The sequence below is a fragment of the Nocardioides lacusdianchii genome, assembly GCF_020102855.1.
GTDB lineage: Bacteria > Actinomycetota > Actinomycetes > Propionibacteriales > Nocardioidaceae > Nocardioides > Nocardioides lacusdianchii.
The window spans coordinates 53,908-66,792 of record NZ_JADHZD010000006.1; the positions used below are offsets into that span (position 1 = coordinate 53,908).

Annotated in this window: 13 protein-coding genes; 12 read left to right on the forward strand and 1 reads right to left on the reverse strand. The window is 71.5% G+C overall.

Annotated features, from left to right (window positions below):
* Positions 1–146 precede the first annotated feature (146 nt).
* From IRX98_RS10520 to IRX98_RS10545, 6 genes are read left to right on the forward strand one after another with little or no spacing between them, the layout of a single operon-like run.
* Positions 147–755: a helix-turn-helix domain-containing protein gene (locus IRX98_RS10520; RefSeq protein ID WP_224276509.1), complete on the forward strand. Its 609-nt coding sequence runs from the start codon at positions 147–149 to the stop codon at positions 753–755.
* A 54-nt stretch (positions 756–809) separates the two neighbouring features.
* Entirely contained in the window at positions 810–2,501 is a 1,692-nt protein-coding gene (gene ilvD / locus IRX98_RS10525) for a dihydroxy-acid dehydratase (protein ID WP_224276513.1), read from the forward strand.
* Between the two features lie 43 nt (positions 2,502–2,544).
* The gene (kynU, locus tag IRX98_RS10530; RefSeq protein ID WP_224276515.1) at positions 2,545–3,750 is read left to right on the forward strand and encodes a kynureninase; all 1,206 of its coding nucleotides are present in this window, start codon (positions 2,545–2,547) and stop codon (positions 3,748–3,750) included.
* Entirely contained in the window at positions 3,747–4,499 is a 753-nt protein-coding gene (locus tag IRX98_RS10535) for a GNAT family N-acetyltransferase (protein ID WP_224276517.1), read from the forward strand. The genes kynU and IRX98_RS10535 overlap by 4 nt, the downstream gene beginning before the upstream one ends.
* Before the next feature lies 1 nt (position 4,500).
* Positions 4,501–4,917 carry a VOC family protein gene (locus IRX98_RS10540; RefSeq protein WP_224276520.1) on the forward strand — a complete coding sequence of 139 codons (417 nt, stop codon included), beginning with the start codon at positions 4,501–4,503 and terminating at the stop codon, positions 4,915–4,917.
* On the forward strand, positions 4,914–5,354 hold the full coding sequence (locus tag IRX98_RS10545) for a deoxycytidylate deaminase (protein ID WP_224276522.1): 441 nt from the start codon (positions 4,914–4,916) through the stop codon (positions 5,352–5,354). Before IRX98_RS10540 ends, IRX98_RS10545 begins: the two co-directional genes overlap by 4 nt.
* Here the strand turns inward: IRX98_RS10545 and IRX98_RS10550 are convergent, their stop codons facing one another.
* On the reverse strand, positions 5,355–5,798 hold the full coding sequence (locus IRX98_RS10550; RefSeq protein WP_224276524.1) for a DUF6973 domain-containing protein: 444 nt from the start codon (positions 5,796–5,798) through the stop codon (positions 5,355–5,357).
* 25 nt (positions 5,799–5,823) lie between these two features.
* Between IRX98_RS10550 and IRX98_RS10555 the strand changes: the two genes are divergently transcribed.
* From IRX98_RS10555 to IRX98_RS10580, 6 genes are all read left to right on the forward strand, one after another.
* Entirely contained in the window at positions 5,824–6,840 is a 1,017-nt protein-coding gene (locus tag IRX98_RS10555; protein ID WP_224276526.1) for a S66 family peptidase, read from the forward strand.
* Between the two features lie 48 nt (positions 6,841–6,888).
* Positions 6,889–7,581 carry a 4a-hydroxytetrahydrobiopterin dehydratase gene (locus tag IRX98_RS10560; RefSeq protein WP_224276528.1) on the forward strand — a complete coding sequence of 231 codons (693 nt, stop codon included), beginning with the start codon at positions 6,889–6,891 and terminating at the stop codon, positions 7,579–7,581.
* A gap of 231 nt (positions 7,582–7,812) precedes the next feature.
* Positions 7,813–9,570, forward strand: a complete 1,758-nt coding sequence (locus tag IRX98_RS10565; RefSeq protein ID WP_224276530.1) for an acetolactate synthase large subunit — start codon at positions 7,813–7,815, stop codon at positions 9,568–9,570.
* Entirely contained in the window at positions 9,570–10,121 is a 552-nt protein-coding gene (gene ilvN, locus IRX98_RS10570; protein ID WP_224276532.1) for an acetolactate synthase small subunit, read from the forward strand. The genes IRX98_RS10565 and ilvN overlap by 1 nt, the downstream gene beginning before the upstream one ends.
* Before the next feature lie 74 nt (positions 10,122–10,195).
* A complete protein-coding gene (gene ilvC / locus IRX98_RS10575; protein WP_277988306.1) occupies positions 10,196–11,224 on the forward strand; it encodes a ketol-acid reductoisomerase in 1,029 nt (342 codons plus the stop codon).
* A gap of 92 nt (positions 11,225–11,316) precedes the next feature.
* Complete coding sequence (locus tag IRX98_RS10580) at positions 11,317–12,789, forward strand: purine-cytosine permease family protein (protein WP_224276534.1); 1,473 nt, start codon at positions 11,317–11,319, stop codon at positions 12,787–12,789.
* The last annotated feature ends 96 nt before the right edge of the window (positions 12,790–12,885 follow it).

The following is a 12,885-nucleotide window of genomic DNA, read 5'->3' on the forward strand; positions in this document are numbered from 1 at the left end:
GCCCGGCCGTGTGTGACCACGAACCGTCCACAGGCTGGCCGTTCCCCGCGCGGGCAAGGCGGCCTGTGGACGACGAGCGCGACGTTGTCGCCACCCCTCGCTGGGATGGAGGGAACGACACACACGCGACCAGCCAGGGGGCAACGATGGACACGACGGGGACCGTCACGCAGTTCGCGACGAAGGAGGAGCTCGAGTGGCTCGAGATGGGGCCGTTCGACGGGGGCATCCCCGGGCTCGTACGCCGGATCAGGCGGATCCTCGACGTGTCGCAGCGGGGGCTGGCCGCGCGGATCGACGTCTCCCAGTCGGTCGTGGCGCGGTGGGAGACCGGGCGCACCAGCCCGCGGGCGAGCGTGCTGCACGCGCTGCTGAGGCTTGCCGGTCTGGTGCCGAGTGTCCACAGCGCCGAGACCGGGGAGGAGGTCGGGCCGATGCGCGACGACGGTGCCCGGCAGCACGGCGGCAACAGGTACCCCGCCCACACCGACCTGCGGGTGACCGGGTGGTGGGTGCCGTCCGGGGTGCCGTCGACGTCGAGCAGCTACTACGACTGGATCGACCGGTCTCGGGCGGCGAAGGACCCGATGATCAGGTTCCGCACCTGCGCCCACGACCGTCGGCTCGAGCGCATGGTCCGGGGTACGCCGGTCGACCATCCGTCGCTCCGCCAGCTGGCGGCCGAGGCGGAGCACCTGGACGAGCAGCGGGAGTCCATGCGAGCCGTGTGGGCCCGCAAGGCGCCTGCGGCGTGAGCGCACGTTGAGACGCTGCTCCCCGGGCCGGGAGCCGCGCACTAGCCTGACGGCATGACCCATGCCGCCAACGGACCCGACATCAAGCCCCGCAGCCGCGCCGTCACGGACGGCCTGGAGGCGACCGCGGCACGGGGCATGCTCCGCGCGGTGGGCATGGGTGACGACGACTGGGAGAAGCCGCAGATCGGCGTCGCGTCGAGCTGGAACGAGATCACTCCCTGCAACCTGTCGCTCGACCGGTTGGCCAAGGCAGTGAAGAACGGCGTGCACGCGGCCGGCGGCTACCCGCTGGAGTTCGGCACCATCTCGGTCTCCGACGGCATTTCCATGGGCCACGAGGGCATGCACTTCTCCCTGGTGAGCCGCGAGGTGATCGCGGACTCGGTGGAGACGGTGATGATGGCCGAGCGACTCGACGGGTCGGTCCTGCTGGCCGGGTGCGACAAGTCGCTGCCCGGCATGCTGATGGCGGCTGCCCGTCTCGACCTGGCCAGCGTCTTCCTCTACGCCGGGACGATCATGCCGGGTCAGGTCGACGGCAAGGACGTCACGATCATCGACGCCTTCGAGGCCGTCGGCGCCTGCCTGGCCGGCAGGATCACCCGCGAGAAGGTCGACGAGATCGAGCGGGCCATCTGCCCCGGCGAAGGTGCCTGCGGTGGCGCGTACACCGCCAACACGATGGCCAGCGTCGCCGAGGCGCTCGGGATGAGCCTCCCGGGCAGCTCCTCGCCGCCGGCGGTGGACCGTCGCCGCGACGGGTTCGCGCACAAGTCCGGTGAGGCCGTCGTGGAGATGCTCCGCCAGGGCATCACCGCGCGCCAGATCATGACCAAGCCGGCCTTCGAGAACGCGATCGCGATGGCGATGGCCCTCGGCGGCTCCACCAACGCCGTCCTCCACCTGCTGGCGATCGCCCGCGAGGCGGAGGTGGACCTGACGCTCGACGACTTCACCCGCATCGGCAAGAACGTCCCGCACCTGGCTGACATGAAGCCGTTCGGCCGCTTCGTGTGGACCGACTTCGACCGCGTCGGCGGCATCCCGGTGCTGCTGCGCGCCCTGCTCGACGCCGGACACCTGCACGGCGACGTGCTCACCTGCACCGGCAAGACGATGGCGGAGAACCTCGCCGAGATCGACCCGAAGCCGCTCGACGGCGAGATCCTGCGCCAGCTCGAGCGCCCCATCCACGCGACCGGCGGTCTGACCATCCTCAAGGGCTCGCTCGCCCCGGACGGTGCTGTGGTCAAGAGCGCCGGGTTCGACGACTCGACCTTCACCGGCACCGCCCGCGTCTTCGACGGCGAGCGCAAGGCGCTCGACGCCCTGACCGAGGGGCAGATCAAGGCCGGCGACGTCGTGGTCATCCGCTACGAGGGCCCCAAGGGCGGTCCGGGCATGCGCGAGATGCTCGCCATCACCGGCGCGATCAAGGGCGCCGGCCTCGGCAAGGACGTCCTGCTGATCACCGACGGGCGCTTCTCCGGCGGCACGACCGGGCTCTGCGTGGGCCACATCGCCCCCGAGGCGAGCGACGGCGGCCCGATCGCCTTCCTCGTCGACGGCGACCAGATCACGCTCGACGTGGCCAACATGACGCTCGACGTCCACGTCGACGAGGCCGAGCTGGCCCGGCGGGCGGAGGGCTGGGAGCCGCTGCCGCCGAAGTACACCCGCGGCGTGCTCGGCAAGTACCGCAAGGTCGTGCAGTCCGCGGCCCACGGCGCGGTCTGCTACTGACGCGGGGCGGGACGTCGCGGCGTCGACGGATAGGTTGCGGAGCGTGAGCACCGCAACCGACCTCGACGTCGCCGACCCGTTGGCGCACTTCCGCGAGCGCTTCGTCGGCGCCTCCTCCGACCTCGTCTACTTCGACGGCAACTCGCTCGGACGTCCCGTCGCGGCCACGGCCGAGCGACTCGGCGCGTTCGTCGTGCAGGAGTGGGGCGGGCGCCTGATCCGCGGCTGGGACGAGCGCTGGATGGACCTCCCGACCACGCTCGGGGACGACCTCGCTCGCATCTGCCTGGGTGCCGCGGCCGGCCAGACGGCGATCGGCGACTCGACGACCGTCTGGCTCTACAAGCTGATGCGCGCGGCGGTCGACCACGTCGCTCGCACCGAGCCGTCCCGCACCGAGATCGTCATCGACACCGACAACTTCCCGACCGACCGCTACGTCGCCGAGGGGATCGCCGCCGAGCGCGGCCTGTCCCTGCGCTGGATCGAGGTCGACACCTCCGCCGGGGTGACGCCCGAGCAGCTGCGCGAGGTCGTGGGGGAGCGCACGGCCCTCGTCGTGCTCAACCACGTGGCGTATCGCTCGGCGTGGCTGGCCGACGCTCCCGAACTCACCCGGATCGCCCACGACGCGGGCGCGCTGGTCCTGTGGGACCTGTGCCACTCGGCCGGCGCCGTCGAGGTCGAGCTCGACGCGTGGGACGTCGACCTCGCCGTCGGCTGCAGCTACAAGTACCTCAACGGCGGCCCCGGCTCGCCCGCCTTCGGCTACGTCGCGGAGCGCCTCCAGGGCGAGCTCACCCAGCCGATCCAGGGCTGGATGGGCCACGCCGACCCGTTCCTCATGGGGCCGGGCTACACGCCGGCTGGCGGCATCAGGCGGTTCATCTCCGGCACGCCCCCGATCCTCGGCATGGTCGCGATGCAGGCGATGCTCGAGCTCGTCGAGGAGGCCGGCATCGAGGCGATCCGCGCCAAGTCCGTCGCGCTGACGTCGTACGCCGTCGAGCTCGCCGACGCACACCTGCCCGAGGTCACCCTCGCGTCGCCGCGCGACCCGGCCCGGCGCGGCGGCCACGTCACGCTCCACCACGACCAGATGCGCGAGGTCACCGCACGCCTGTGGGAGCGCGACGTCATCCCGGACTACCGGGACCCCGGCGGTCTGCGGATCGGCCTGTCGCCGCTGTCCACGTCGTTCGACGAGGTCGAGCGCGGGATCGCCGCGGTTGCGGAGGCACTGCGATGAGTCAACCCGTGGGAGTGCGGCTCTCGGCGACCCGGACCCGGAGCACCAACGACCACGGCCAGCGCATCGGCCGCCCCGTCGACTGGACCCCGGCGAGGGTCCCGGCCGGGGACACGGTCCTCGAGGGGCGCGGCGTACGCCTCGAGCCGGTCGGCCCCCAGCACGTCGACGACCTGTTCGCGGCCCTGTGCCGCTCCGACGACGACCCGGTCTGGACGTACCTCTTCTGGGAGCGCCCCCGCGACCGCGACGAGCTGGCGCGGATCCTCGACGCGACCCGCGAAGCGGGCCAGGTCACCTTCGCCATCGTGGCCGCCGAGACCGACCGCGCGGTGGGGTTCTGCTCGCTCATGCGCATCGATCCCGCGATGGGCTCGATCGAGGTGGGCGGGATCGCCTTCGGCCGCCAGCTCCAGCGCAGCCGTGCGGCCACGGAGGCGATGGCGCTGCTGATGCGCCACGTCTTCGACGACCTCGGCTACCGGCGCTACGAGTGGAAGTGCGACAGCCTCAACGCCCCGTCGCGGCGCGCCGCGATCCGGCTCGGCTTCATCTGGGAGGGCCGCTTCCGCAACGCCGTGGTCTACAAGGGCCGCAACCGCGACACCGACTGGTTCTCGATCACCGACCTCGAGTGGCCACGGGTCAGCAAGGCCCTCGACGACTGGCTCGACGACAGCAACTTCGACGACGCGGGACGCCAGCGCGCACGCCTCGCCGCACGCCCGCCCGAGAAGACGGAGGACTGACATGGACCAGCGCGTCAGCTTCATCACCCTCGCCGTGGCCGACCTCGGTGCCTCGCGGCGCTTCTACGTCGAGGGGCTCGGGTGGGAGCCCGAGATCGACGAGCCGGACGAGGTCCTTATGTTCCGGGTCGCCGACAAGGTCGTGCTGAGCCTGTGGGACGAGCGCGGCTTCACCGCCGAGATCGGGCACCCGCCGGCGCGCGGCGGCGTACCCCCGATCACGCTCGCCCACAACCTCGCCACCGCCCGCGGCGTCGACACGGTGCTCGAGCAAGCCCGGGTCGCCGGGGCGAGCGAGGTGGGCGAGGCCGCGGAGCGCGAGTGGGGCGGCTACACCGGCTACTTCGCCGACCCGGACGGCTTCCGCTGGGAAGTCGCCTACAACCCCGGCGAGATCGGGCAGTCTGTCCTCCCGTGAGCCAGCCCCCGACGGTCCCCGGCTGGGACGACTACTTCCTCGGCATCGCCTCAGCCGTCTCGGCGCGCGCGAAGTGCACGCGCCGCCGCGTCGGCGCGGTGCTGACGATCGAGCACCGCATCATCGCCACGGGCTACAACGGCGCTGCGCCCGGCGAGGACGACTGCCTGGCCGGCGCCTGCCCGCGCGGCCGCCTCGGGTACGACGACGTGCCCGGGCTGGGTGACTACGACCGGCCCGGCACGCCCGGGTTCTGCATCGCCATCCACGCCGAGGTCAACGCGCTGCTGTTCGCCACCCGCGACACCAAGGGCGCCACGGCCTACATCACCGACCCGCCGTGCCCCGGCTGCCGCAAGGCGCTCGCCGCGGCCGGCGTGGTGCGTGCGGTGTGGCCCGACGGGGAGCACGACCGCGAGGGCCTCACTGCCTGGTGACTACCGCACCCAGACCAGCTCGTCGGACTCCCACTTCGCCAGCGCCACCGGCACCAGGCTCGCCATCGCCTCGCCGGGGGTGAGCGGCCGGAGGTCGGCGGCGTGCTCGGCGCCGTAGGCCTGGCCGACCTCGTTGTTGTGCGCGTCCACCCGCGAGTCCTTCCGACTCGGAGTGCCGGCCTCCTGCGCGGCCGCGATCGTGCGGGCGGCGTCGAGCCCGAAGCGCGCCGTCAGGACGGCCTGCCACATGAAGTGCCGCATGGCGTTGGCGCGTCCGGGCACGCCCCGCCCGTGCTGGGCGGCGCTGGTCATCGCGTCGCGGGAGATGCGGAGCGCCTTGAGCGCGTCCGAGGTCCCCAGCCCTGCCTTCCGTGCGGCGACGTAGAGGCGCGGCACCGCGCTGGAGGAGTGGATGGCCTGGCCCAGGACGTCACCGAAACCCATGGACACAGGGTGGCAGACTCCGGGGATGGACATGCCGCTGCGCTTCCCGCGCCCGCTCCGTCCCGGCGACCGCATCGGTGTCACCTCGCCGTCGGCCGGGGTGGCGGGCGCTGCCGCTGCGCGCATCGACTTCTGCGTCGGATGGCTCCGCGAGCGTGGGTACGACGTCGTGGTGGGGGAGTGCATGGACGGCACCGGCCTGACGTCCGCGCCGGCGGCTGCGCGCGCCGCCGAGCTCACCCGGATGCTCGCCGACCCCGACGTCGCGTGCGTCGTCCCCCCGTGGGGCGGCGAGACCGCCATCGACCTGGTCGACCTCCTGGACTGGGACACCCTCGCTGCGGCCGAGCCGACGTGGCTGGTCGGCTTCTCGGACCTCTCCACGGTCCTGCTCCCGATCACCACCAGCCTGGGGTGGGCCACGGTCCACGGCGACAACCTCGCGGACACGCCGTACGCCGTCCCCGACGGGCTGCTGCACTGGCTCGACCTCGTCAGCGGCCCGGGCCCGTTCGTCCAGCGCGACTCAGGGGTCGTCACCGACTGGTGGCGCTTCGAGGAGGACCCGCTCGCCACGACGTGGAAGCACGTGGGCACGGGCGCCTGGGAGCTCCACGGGGGTGGCAGCCTCGACACGTCGGCGAGGCTCGTCGGCGGCTGCATCGAGACGATCGGCCACCTCGCCGGGACGCCGTACGGCGACGTGCGGGCCTGGGCGGAGGCGCTGGACGAGCCGACGATCGTCTACGTCGAGGCCTGCGAGGACCACGCCGTCGACATCTGCCGCTTCCTGCACGGCATGAGGCTGGCGGGCTGGTTCGACCGCGCAGCGGCGGTGCTGGTGGGCAGCACCAGGGCGCCCGACCACCCCGACCTCACGCAGCGGCAGGCGGTGCTCGACGCGTTGGGCCGGCTCGACCTGCCGATCGTGTGGGACCTCGAGATCGGGCACGTGCCGCCGCACCTGCCGCTGGTCAACGGCGCCCTGGCGCGCGTGGTGGTCGACGGTGACCGCCACGAGATCACCCAGACCCTGGCCTGATCCCGGCGGGGGTGGCCGCTGTCGGTGGCCCGTGGCAGGGTCGGTCCCATGAGCGACCCGACCGCTGACCCGAAGGCACGCCTGTCCCACGACGACCTCCTCGCGGCAGGCCTCGACGACTGGCGCGTGGTGCTCAACCGGCTCCGGGCACGCTTCCGCACCGGCGACTTCGCGACCGGTGTGGCCCTGGTGGACCGGATCGGCGCGGCCGCCGACGAGGCAGACCACCACCCGGACGTCTCGCTGACCTATCCCGAGGTGATCGTCACCCTGTCCAGCCACGACGTCGGCGGCATCACCAGCCGCGACGTCGACCTCGCGCGTCGGATCAGCGGCTTCGCCGCCGAGCTGGGCGCCACGGCGGACGTCTCCGGGCTGACCCAGGTCGAGCCCGGGCTCGACACCGTGGACGGCGAGCGGCTCGCTCCGTTCTACGCCGCGCTCATCGGTGGCGAGGTCAAGGACGGCGAGCCCGTCGACCCGAGCGGTCAGGTCTCCACGCTGTGGTTCCAGGAGCCCGCGACGAGCGAGGACGAGACCGGGCCCGAGCTGCCCGAGCAGGACCACGACCAGCGCTGGCACCTCGACGTCTGGGTGCCGCACGACGAGGGGGAGCGGCGGCTGCAGGCCGTCCTCGACGCCGGGGGACGGCTGGTCAGCGACGCCGCTGCCCCGTCGTACTGGGTGATCGAGGACGCAGACGGCAATCGCTCGTGCATCTGCACCCCGCTGGACCGCTGACCACGCCCGCCTTGCCACATCGTGGGACTCGTGTTCCACATGTTGGGACGACTGTCACACTTGCTTGACGCCGGAGGCTCCCGGCGACGACGGTTGTCGCATGCGCACCGAGATTCTTGTACGCACGCGACGCGTGAGCTGAGGCCCCAGGCCGCAGGCACACGCGTCACCCCTCGTCGCCCACCGGGCCGAGGGGTTTTTTGTTGGGCCGAACACGACGGAAGAAGAACCATGACGGAGCAGGGCGGACAGGGCAGCGGATCGGTCACGGGAGCGCAGAGCCTCGTGACGTCCCTGGAGGCGGCCGGCGTGACCGACATCTTCGGCATCCCCGGCGGCGCGATCCTCCCGGCGTACGACCCGCTGATGGACTCCACGCGGATCCGGCACATCTTGGTCCGCCACGAGCAGGGTGCCGGGCACGCCGCGCAGGGGTACGCCTCGGCGACCGGACGCGTCGGGGTCTGCATGGCCACCTCGGGGCCGGGCGCGACCAACCTGGTGACGCCGCTGGCCGACGCGCACATGGACTCGGTGCCGATGGTCGCCGTCACCGGCCAGGTCGGCGCCGCGATGATCGGCACCGACGCCTTCCAGGAGGCCGACATCCGCGGCATCACGATGCCGATCACCAAGCACAACTTCCTGGTCACCAACCCGGCCGACATCCCGCGCACCATCGCCGAGGCCTTCCACATCGCCTCCACCGGTCGCCCCGGCCCGGTGCTGGTCGACGTCGCGAAGTCGGCGCTGCAGGCGCAGACCACCTTCGCCTGGCCGACCGAGCTGCAGCTGCCGGGCTACCGGCCCGTCACCACGCCCCACGCCAAGCAGATCAAGGAGGCCGTGCGCCTGATCCGCGAAGCCCGGCGCCCGGTGCTCTACGTCGGCGGTGGCGTCATCCGCGCCCGCGCATCGCGCGAGCTGGCCCAGCTGGCCGCGCTCACCGGCATCCCGGTCGTCACCACGCTGATGGCGCGCGGCGCCTTCCCCGACAGCAACCCGCAGCACCTCGGCATGCCCGGCATGCACGGCACGGTGGCGGCGGTCGCAGGCCTGCAGAAGAGCGACCTCATCATCAGCCTCGGAGCGCGCTTCGACGACCGGGTGACGGGCAACCTTGACTCCTTCGCCCCCAACGCGCTGGTCATCCACGCCGACATCGACCCGGCCGAGATCGGCAAGAACCGCCACGCCGACGTGCCGATCGTGGGCGACTGCCGCGAGGTCATCGCCCAGCTCGTCGCGCTGCTGCAGGCCGAGGGCGCCGACGGTGACTACGAGTCCTGGGTCGCCTTCCTCGCCGGGCTGAAGAAGAGCTACCCGCTCGGCTACGACGCCCCCGCCGACGGCTCGCTGTCCCCGCAGTACGTCATCGAGCGGCTCGGTGCGATCGCCGGGCCCGAGACGATCTTCACCTCGGGGGTCGGCCAGCACCAGATGTGGGCGGCCCACTTCATCGACTACGAGCGGCCCAACACGTGGCTGAACTCCGGTGGGCTCGGCACGATGGGCTTCTCGGTGCCGGCGGCCATGGGCGCCAAGGTCGGGATGCCCGACTCCACGGTCTGGGCGATCGACGGTGACGGGTGCTTCCAGATGACCAACCAGGAGCTCGCTACCTGCGCGATCAACGACATCCCGATCAAGGTCGCGATCATCAACAACGAGTCCCTCGGCATGGTGCGCCAGTGGCAGACGCTGTTCTACAACGAGCGCTACTCCAACACCGACCTGCACTCCAAGCGGATCCCCGACTTCGTCAAGCTCGCCGACGCCTACGGCTGCGTGGGCCTGGCGTGCGAGTCTCCCGAGGAGGTCGACGCCACGATCGAGAAGGCGATGGCGATCGACGACCAGCCGGTCGTGGTCGACTTCCGCGTCCACCGCGACGCGATGGTGTGGCCGATGGTCGCCGCCGGCAGCAGCAACGACGAGATCCAGTACGCGCGCGACCTCGCGCCCCAGTTCGACGAGGATGACCTGTGATGAACAAGCACACCCTGTCCGTCCTGGTCGAGAACAAGCCCGGCGTCCTGGCCCGCATCGCGGGGCTGTTCTCGCGCCGCGGCTTCAACATCGACAGCCTCGCCGTCGGCCCGACCGAGCACCCGGAGATCTCGCGGATGACCATCGTGGTCAACGTCGAGGAGTCCCCGCTCGAGCAGGTCACCAAGCAGCTCAACAAGCTGGTCGAGGTCATCAAGATCGTCGAGCTCGACGGCTCCGCCTCGGTCAACCGCGAGCTCCTGCTCGTCAAGGTCCGCGCCGACGCCACCACGCGCGGTGCGGTCCTCGACGCCGTCCAGCTGTTCCGCGCCAAGGTGGTCGACGTGGCGCCGGACGCCGTCACCGTCCAGGCCGTCGGCAACGCCGACAAGCTCGCCGACCTGCTCCGCGTGCTGGAGCCCTTCGGCATCCGCGAGCTCGTCCAGTCCGGCATGGTGGCGATCGGTCGCGGCTCGCGCTCGATCAGCGAGCGCCCGCAGCGCACCGTCACCGTCCCTGCCCCCGTTTCCGCGATCACGATCGCTGGTTGATCCGATCTCCACACGCCGCTCCGCGCGGCTGCTCGATCACGAGTTCCACCCCAACCCATGAAGGAGAGCCCCCAGTGGCTGAGATGTTCTACGACGACGACGCCGACCTGAGCCTGATCCAGGGCAAGAACGTCGCGGTGATCGGCTACGGCAGCCAGGGCCACGCCCACGCGCTGTCCCTGCGCGACTCCGGCGTCGACGTCCGGATCGGGCTGCAGCCCGGCTCGAAGAGCCGCGACAAGGCCGAGGCCGAGGGCCTGCGCGTCCTCACGCCCCGCGAGGCCGCGGAGGAGGCCGACCTGATCGTCATCCTCGCGCCCGACCAGCACCAGCGGAAGCTCTACGCCGAGGAGATCGAGCCCGCCCTCACCCCCGGCGACACCCTCGTGTTCGGCCACGGCTTCAACATCCGCTTCGGCTACATCACCCCGCCCGCCGGCGTCGACGTCTTCATGGTCGCGCCCAAGGGCCCCGGACACCTCGTGCGTCGTGAGTACGTCGACGGGCGCGGCGTGCCGGTCCTCGTCGCGGTCGAGAAGGACGAGTCCGGCAAGGCCTGGGACCTGGCGCTGTCCTACGCCAAGGCGATCGGCGGCCTGCGCGCCGGCGGCATCAAGACCACCTTCACCGAGGAGACCGAGACCGACCTGTTCGGCGAGCAGGCCGTGCTCTGCGGCGGCGCCTCGCAGCTCGTGCAGTACGGCTTCGAGGTGCTCACCGAGGCGGGTTACCAGCCCGAGGTGGCCTACTTCGAGTGCCTGCACGAGCTCAAGCTCATCGTCGACCTGATGTACGAGGGCGGCATCGCCAAGCAGCGCTGGTCGGTCTCCGACACCGCCGAGTTCGGTGACTACGTCTCCGGCCCGCGCGTGATCACCCCGGACGTGAAGAAGAACATGGAGGACGTGCTCGCCGACATCAAGAACGGCGCGTTCGCCGAGCGCTTCATCACCGACATGGACAACGGCTCGCCGGAGTTCACCGAGTTCCGCAAGAAGGGTGAGTCCCACCCCATCGAGCAGACCGGTCGCGAGCTGCGCAAGCTCATGGCGTGGGTGAAGTCGCACGACACCGACTACGTCGAGGGCACCGCCGCGCGCTGACGCGACACCCGCGCACACCTCGTACGGCGCGCCGGGCAGGACCGACCTCCTGCCCGGCGCGCCGTCGTCGTACCCGGGCCTACGATTCAGCCATGAGCGACACAGCGACCAGCGGCACGGGCCTCGAGCAGACCCGCCGTCTCGGCTTGGAGACCACCGGGATCGAGATCATCGAGGAGTCGGCGCGGACCGCACGGCCCCGCGACCTGTTCTGGCCGTGGTTCGCCGCCAACGTGTCGGTCTTCGGCCTGAGCTACGCCTCGTTCGTCCTCTACTTCGGGATCTCGTTCTGGCAGGGCGTGCTGGTCTCGGTGGTCGGCATCGTGGTGTCCTTCGCCCTGTGCGGGGTGATCGCGATCGCGGGCAAGCGCGGGTCCGCGCCGACGATGATCCTGAGTCGCGCGGCGTTCGGCGTGCGGGGCCAGAAGGTGCCCGGCGTCATCTCGTGGCTGGTCTCGATCGGCTGGGAGACCTTCCTCGCCATCCTCGCGGTCCTGGCGACGTCGACGATCTTCACGCGTCTCGGGTGGGGCGGCGGCACCGGCACCAAGATCGTCGCGGCCGTCGTGGTCGCTTCGCTGATCGTCGCGGCGAGCGTCGCGGGCTACCACGTCATCATGCGGATGCAGTCGGTGCTGACGTGGATCACCGGCGCCGTGACCGTGCTCTACATGGTGCTCACCCTCGACGACATCGACTGGTCGGCGGTGCAGGCCATCCCGGCCGGCTCCACGCAGGCGGTGATCGGCGCGCTGGTGATGGTGATGACGGGCTTCGGCCTCGGCTGGATCAACATCGCGGCCGACTGGTCGCGCTACCAGAAGCGCACCGCCTCCGGGCCCTCGATCGTCGCGTGGAACACCTTCGGTGGCGCGCTGGCGCCGGTCGTGCTGGTGCTCTTCGGCCTCGCCCTCGCGGGCTCCTCGACCGAGATCCTCGACGGGGTCGCAGGCGACCCGATCGGCACGCTCGCCACCCTGCTCCCGACGTGGTTCCTCGTCCCGTTCCTGCTGGCCGCGGTCCTCTCGCTGGTCAGCGGCGCCGTGCTCGGCATCTACTCCTCGGGCCTCACGCTGCTCTCGCTCGGGGTGAAGCTCACGCGGCCCCAGGCCGCTGCCGTCGACGGCGTGCTGCTGACGCTCGGCACGTTCTACGTCGTGTTCGTCGCCGAGGACTTCGCCGGCCCGTTCCAGAGCTTCCTCATCACCCTCGGCGTCCCGCTCGCGGCCTGGGCCGGGATCATGATCGCCGACCTCGCCCTGCGTCGCCGCGACTACGACGACGAGGCGCTCTTCGACGCCTCGGGCCGCTACGGCGCCGTCGACTGGACCTCCATCGCCACGATGGTCGTCGCCTCCGTCGTCGGGTGGGGGCTGGTCATCAACTCGTTCAGCGACGACGCCTCCTGGAACAACTGGCAGGGCTACCTCCTCGGCCCGCTCGGCCTCGGCGGTCGCGACGGCGCGTGGGCCTTCGCCAACCTCGGCGTCCTGTTCTCGCTGGTCATCGGCCTGGCCGGGGGCTACCTCCTCCGTCGGCGCACCGTCGCCCGTCAGGAGTCCTGACCTCCGCCTCCCGGGCGCGACACGCCCGGGATACGGGTTGAGTCTCCCAGCGACTCAACCCCGAGGACGCGCGGGAACACCCGGGCCGACGCCGGT

Excerpts from the sequence above, each read along its gene's own strand:
- IRX98_RS10580 (WP_224276534.1), top strand. The coding sequence starts at position 11,317 with ATGAGCGACACAGCGACCAGCGGCACGGGCCTCGAGCAGACCCGCCGT.
- IRX98_RS10560 (WP_224276528.1), top strand. The coding sequence starts at position 6,889 with ATGAGCGACCCGACCGCTGACCCGAAGGCACGCCTGTCCCACGACGAC.
- ilvN (WP_224276532.1), top strand. The coding sequence starts at position 9,570 with ATGAACAAGCACACCCTGTCCGTCCTGGTCGAGAACAAGCCCGGCGTC.
- IRX98_RS10550 (WP_224276524.1), bottom strand. The coding sequence starts at position 5,798 with ATGGGTTTCGGTGACGTCCTGGGCCAGGCCATCCACTCCTCCAGCGCG.
- IRX98_RS10565 (WP_224276530.1), top strand. The coding sequence starts at position 7,813 with ATGACGGAGCAGGGCGGACAGGGCAGCGGATCGGTCACGGGAGCGCAG.
- IRX98_RS10555 (WP_224276526.1), top strand. The coding sequence starts at position 5,824 with ATGGACATGCCGCTGCGCTTCCCGCGCCCGCTCCGTCCCGGCGACCGC.
- IRX98_RS10540 (WP_224276520.1), top strand. The coding sequence starts at position 4,501 with ATGGACCAGCGCGTCAGCTTCATCACCCTCGCCGTGGCCGACCTCGGT.
- IRX98_RS10520 (WP_224276509.1), top strand. The coding sequence starts at position 147 with ATGGACACGACGGGGACCGTCACGCAGTTCGCGACGAAGGAGGAGCTC.
- ilvD (WP_224276513.1), top strand. The coding sequence starts at position 810 with ATGACCCATGCCGCCAACGGACCCGACATCAAGCCCCGCAGCCGCGCC.
- IRX98_RS10535 (WP_224276517.1), top strand. The coding sequence starts at position 3,747 with ATGAGTCAACCCGTGGGAGTGCGGCTCTCGGCGACCCGGACCCGGAGC.